Source organism: Mycolicibacterium vulneris, assembly GCF_002104765.1.
GTDB lineage: Bacteria > Actinomycetota > Actinomycetes > Mycobacteriales > Mycobacteriaceae > Mycobacterium > Mycobacterium vulneris.
On sequence record NZ_NCXM01000067.1, the window covers coordinates 1 to 5,414 of the forward strand.

The 5,414-nt window shown below is 62.2% G+C and carries 4 protein-coding genes; all 4 read right to left on the reverse strand.

Annotation, left to right across the window (positions count from 1 at the left end; genetic code table 11):
* Positions 1–293 precede the first annotated feature (293 nt).
* Entirely contained in the window at positions 294–938 is a 645-nt protein-coding gene (locus tag B8W69_RS29280) for an HAD-IA family hydrolase (protein ID WP_085293130.1), read from the reverse strand.
* A gap of 155 nt (positions 939–1,093) precedes the next feature.
* Positions 1,094–2,179, reverse strand: coding sequence for an ATP-dependent DNA ligase (locus B8W69_RS29285; RefSeq protein WP_085293131.1), 1,086 nt, complete (start codon positions 2,177–2,179; stop codon positions 1,094–1,096).
* 4 nt (positions 2,180–2,183) lie between these two features.
* Positions 2,184–4,628: a tyrosine-type recombinase/integrase gene (locus tag B8W69_RS29290; RefSeq protein ID WP_085293132.1), complete on the reverse strand. Its 2,445-nt coding sequence runs from the start codon at positions 4,626–4,628 to the stop codon at positions 2,184–2,186.
* Positions 4,629–4,699: 71 nt separating this feature from the next.
* Positions 4,700–5,320: a tyrosine-type recombinase/integrase gene (locus tag B8W69_RS29295; RefSeq protein ID WP_245843426.1), complete on the reverse strand. Its 621-nt coding sequence runs from the start codon at positions 5,318–5,320 to the stop codon at positions 4,700–4,702.
* Positions 5,321–5,414: the final 94 nt, after the last annotated feature.

A 5,414-nucleotide genomic window follows, 5' to 3' on the forward strand; every position in this document is an offset into this window, starting at 1 on the left:
GAATTCGAAGCAATCATGACCACACCGGCCCCTCAGGCCGCGTGACCGAAACTGTCACCTGATCGTGCAGCAGACCCGTCTGTACCGGAAGTTCGGATTCACCGCACCGCCCAGCACCTACCTGGAACGTCCAAGTAGTCGCCAGTAACTGGCCTGCAACCTAGCGATTCGGCGCAGACTTCCGGCCAGGATCGCGAACCTCGGTCGACTCTGTTCTTCATATCAACCGATGATGACGCGTTAGGTCGAGGTCGACTCTTCCTGTGTGAGAAGGTTTTTCGTGCACCAAGCTCTCAGGGCATTAGAACGGCGACGCCACGGTCAGTGACTTCGACACTGATGCACGACAAATCGGTCACGACCGCATGGGCGCTTACCAGTTCCGCTACGTTGTGGGTGGTGCTGACGGCCACTACCTGCGCTCCAGCAGCCCGGCCAGCACTGATGCCCGCTGGCGAGTCTTCAACGACCAAGCAATGCCGGGCTTCGAAGCCCAGGGCCGCCGCCGCTTTCAAGTAGCCTTCGGGGCTTGGCTTGCCAGTTGCGACGTCTTCAGCGCTGACCAAGGTGTGCGGAACGGGAAGTCCCGATGCCTCCAGGCGAGCAGTCATCAACAAACGTTCCCCTGAGGTGACTGCGGCCCACCGCCGGCGTGGTAGCGCATCAAGCATCTGGCGCGAGCCAGGCAGCGCCGCGACACCATCAAGATCGGCCATTTCCAGGGCGAGTTCCCGTGCTACCGCCGCAGCCTGCTGCTGCAATGATACGAATTGTGCGACGACGTCTTCGGTCCGTCGACCATGGCAAACCTGGAGTACTGCCTCGGCGTCAACGTGGTATTCCCGAGCCCACGTGCGCCAGGACCGTTCGACGGCTTTGGTGGAGTCCACCAAAGTGCCGTCGATGTCGAACAAGATTGCCTGGACGTGCGGATCCATAGACAGCACCTTAAGCCGAGCCTCATAGTTGTCTCGCTTGTAAAGAAGCGAGACAACTTATTTCGAGCGTTCAGTCACCAGCGTTTGGCAGCCCGCACTGACTCGTACCACTGTCTCATTTGTCGAACTGAAGAAGGGCTTCATCCAGTAGCGGCTCATCGTCCGTCGGCGGGCGGGCCGAGCCCCGGAACGATGTCGTCGAGGCTGAACGTCACCGGCTGTTCCAGCTGCTCGTAGGTGCACGAGCGCGGCTCGCGGTCCGGGCGCCACCGGTTGAACTGCGCGGTATGACGAAAACGCCGGCCCTCCATGTGGTCGTAGCGCACCTCGACCACGCGCTCGGGCCGCAGCGGCACAAACGAGAGATCCTTGCCGGCGTTCCAGCGCGAGTATTCGTTCTTGCGGGGCGTCCGCTCGCCGACCTCGTGGGCGGCCCAGTTCCACGGGTGGTCGGTGAAGTCGGTGACGAGCGGCTGCAGTTCGGCGAACAGTCGGCGCCGCTCGGCCATCGGGAAGGCGCCGATGACGCCAACCGAGGCCAGCTGGCCGTCCTCCTGGTAGAGCCCCAGCAGCAGCGACCCGATGGCGTTGGCGCCGGACTTGTGCACCCGATAGCCGGCGACCACACAGTCCACGGTCCGTTCGTGCTTGATCTTGAACATGACCCGCTTGTCCGGCTGGTAAGTGACGTCCCGAGGCTTGGCGATCACACCATCGAGGCCTGCGCCCTCGAACTCGTCGAACCACCGCTGCGCGGTGCCCAGGTCGGTCGTAGCTGGCGTCACATGGATCGAACCGGGCGCCGAAGGGTCCAGCACCTCGACGAGGGCCGCGCGCCGCTCGCTAAACGGCCGCCGGGTGTAGTCGTCGTCGCCCAAGGCGAGCAGATCGAACGCGATGAAGGACGCGGGCGTCGCCTCGGCCAGCATCCGCACCCGCGAATCGGCTGGATGGATGCGTTGTTGCAGCGCCTCGAAGTCCAGGCCGTGGTCGGTGGCGATGACGATCTCCCCGTCGACCACACAGCGCTGCGGCAGCTCGGCCTTGACCGCGGCCACCAACTCCGGAAAGTAGCGGGTCATCGGTCGCTCGTTGCGGCTACCAATTTCTACTTCATCGTTATCGCGAAAGAGTATGGAGCGAAAGCCATCCCACTTCGGTTCGTATATGGCGTTGCGCGGGATCGTCGAAACCGATTTGGCCAGCATGGGCGAGAGCGGCGGCATGACGGGTAGGTCCATGAGTTTATTCTTGCGCCGTATCGGCGAAAAGGTTCGGGCCGCGATCAAGTCGACGCCGGGCTTCGTCTCGTCGGACTCGCAGGTGCGTCAAGCTCTCCTCGAGGGCTGCTACTTCGCCGAGCCAGCCTTTATCTTGGGCCTCGGCCAAGCGTTCGTTCGCGTTGTCGGTCATTTCCTCGATGCGGCCCAGCTGTGCTGGATCGACTCGCAAGAATCGGCAGCGAGTACAAGCATGCTCGTGGACGCACGCCGTGCCGTATGGCCGATGACACTCGCCAAGAGCCACACGCCGCAGCAGGAAGTGTTGTTCGAACTCGGCCCACTCGTCGGCCTCGGCGGCACGGCTTTCGCCCTCCGCGCGCAGCGCGCGACGCCGTTCGATGAACGCTTGGTGTGCTGCGATGAGATGTTCGGGGAAAACTGCGGTGTAACCGCGCGTGGTCTCGAGGTTCAAGTGGCCGAGCAATGCGGCGGCGATATGCAGGGGCAAGCCAGCGTTGACCGCATCGGTGGCAAACAGGCGTCGGAAATCGTGCGGGGTGACTCGGACTGGTTGACCCGCGTCGGTAAGTCCAGCCACCGATGCTATGTGCGCCAGAATTTGTTGGAGGAAAAACGGCGACAGAACTTCCTGTCGGGCGCCGACCCGTCGAGCAAACAGGTGTGGGAAAGGTTGGCCGTGTAACTTTTCGCTGGTGTCATAGCGGACCGACAGCGGGACCTGATCGCTACCGGCTTTTGCTCTACGAAGGACAGCAAGTAGAACCTGCACCAGCTCCGGGTTCATTGGAATGAGCCGCTCGCGGTCGGTCTTGCTGGGCACGATATGCAGCAGCGGCACCAACGTACCTGTCGTCGGCGCCACGTAATGCCGCAGCGACAGCTGCGTGATTTCGAGCAACTCTTCTTTGCGTATCCCGGTGTGCCGCAACGTTTCGATGACTGCCCAGGACCAAAAGCCCTCTTCCTCCATGGCCGTGACATCAATACGCTGTCCCGTGCTTCTGATCCAAATTGGTCGCGGCTGTCCGTCGGCCAGTCTCGCCCAAACGCGCACACGCTGTTGGCGCGCGCAATTATGCCGTGCCTGGGGAGCGTCCCGAATAAACCTACAGTCATCGATCACGAACTCTTCGCCATCACCGCAAGATTCCGCCCGCTCCAGCAACGTCGCGGTGCGATGCTTTTGTTCGACAGCAGCGGCGAGCAGGGTCGGCAACAGGGGCGTCAACATTCGTGTACGGTCCTGCATTCGGCTCTTCTGCCGCAATCTGACTTTGGACGCAGCACGCGGTTCGCTACGGCCAACCGGACACGGTGCGACCCAGACACCCCAGCGCGCCGGATCGTCGTGTGACCATTCAACTAGGTCCCGGTAAAAGCCCCGTAGCGCAACCAGAGTCGAGTGAACTTCGCGCCTCGGCCGGCCGTCAGTGGTCACGGCCAGCCGCTCGCGCCATGCAGTTGCGACCTCAGTCGACAACCGCAGATCGGCTTGGGTGGGGTTGATCTGCAAAATCTCCCACCAGAACAGACGCCCAAGCCGATACGCCAAACCTTCCAGCGACCCGTAATCCATCCCCGGACGAAGCTCATCAAGATAACCGACAAGAACGTCCCTAACCCCAGAGGCCGGGATACCGTACCGGTCGACGAGCGTCGCAGTGGAGTGCTGGCGCGAATTGCCCTTCGCTGACCAGGCAGCACGCAAGGTCGGCGCTTCGTCAGCGAGCGGACCTGACTGCACCAGTAGTTCCCAGATCAGGTGCTCGCGCCGATTCCGCCCCGAGGTTTTCACGACGTCGGCGTAGTACAACAGGTCATCGCCGCTTAACTGGTCAATCCGCTTCCCGGTCCGAATCAGCACTCGAGCGAGTCCCGCTTCAGCATCAGCGCGCAGTTTCGCCGCCGCATCGCGATATGCGGGTAGCTGTCTTAAATCACGAAGAGCCGCACCACCGTTGACGTCAAGAAAACGGCCGAGCATGATCCGGCTTCGGGAGTCAAGCAACCAACTGTAGGACGGGCGCAGTACCCGCAACTGCAGTAGCACATTGATGCCATACAGCGGAACCGAGTGCCCGCAGTACGCTTGCACGTCAAAATAGTCCGTCCAACTGCGGGGTGCTCTGTCGAAGCCGCTGGCCAACCAGCGCTGCTCCCAAGTGTCGCCGGGGAATTTCGCTAGCCGCTCTAGCACCAAGCGAGCGCCGGCCAGTCGAGCCTTTCCCGCCCACCTCTCGGAATCGCGAAGATAGTCCTCGGCCAACTCGCACAACGCATCCACCGAAAGCCGCTGCAACGCAGCGCCCTTGGCATCCGTTGGATGCGCAGGAGGCGGATGGTTGGCGTCGTACCCCGACAGGCCGCGGACCCTTCCATTAGGCGCGAACCGGTTGTCCGGTTCCGCCGTTAGTAAATGAGGTGAGTGCGGCCGTGAAAGCAGCATCACCGACGGCCCAGACGCCGCTCGCGTCGCTGCCGCCTGGCGTTGTGCACTAGTTCGCGAATCGTCCGGATTCACAACTTGAGCCCCAACAGTTCGCCCACGGCAGCCGAATCGTACTCCGGCTCGATCGTCGGTCCGGGCGGTCGCGGTCGGGCATAGTGCTCAAGGACTTTGGCGACAAGGTCTTCGAGTCGAGGCTGCGTGTATATCTGCGTAGTGGTAACGCTGGCGTGCCGCATAATGGTCTGTACATCGACCAGGGTGAACGCTGGATCCGCAAGAAGCCGTGATGCGGCAGTATGACGAAAGTCGTGCAACGACCAGTTCGTCCCCAAACTGTCGTTCGCCCTCCTCAGTACGGCGCGCATTGCGTGATAGTTCAACGGAACTGGATTCCCTCGTCGCGTCCACCACACTGGGCCACCGGGCTCCATCGGGGGTTGCTCGGATAGGTAGAGCGCGAGCCACACGAACGAGTCGACCGAAGCGGGAACTGTGTCGCGCGCCCGGCTGCCTTTGCTGGTCACCGTGATCGTATTTCGGCCAGCATCAAGATCGACATGTCGCAGACCCAGCAGTTCGGAAGCCCGCACCCCCGAAGACAGATAGAAGCTGACCAGAGCGCGGTCGCGATTGCTGCGTAGAGCCGCGAATAACGCCGCCGCCGCCTCGTCTGGAATGCCCCGCCACACTTGCCGGGATGTCTTCTTGAATCGCCCTGGTTTTCCCGGGGGCTCGGGCTATTGGATTTCGACCAGGGGTTGGTCGGTCCGTGGTGCATCGTAG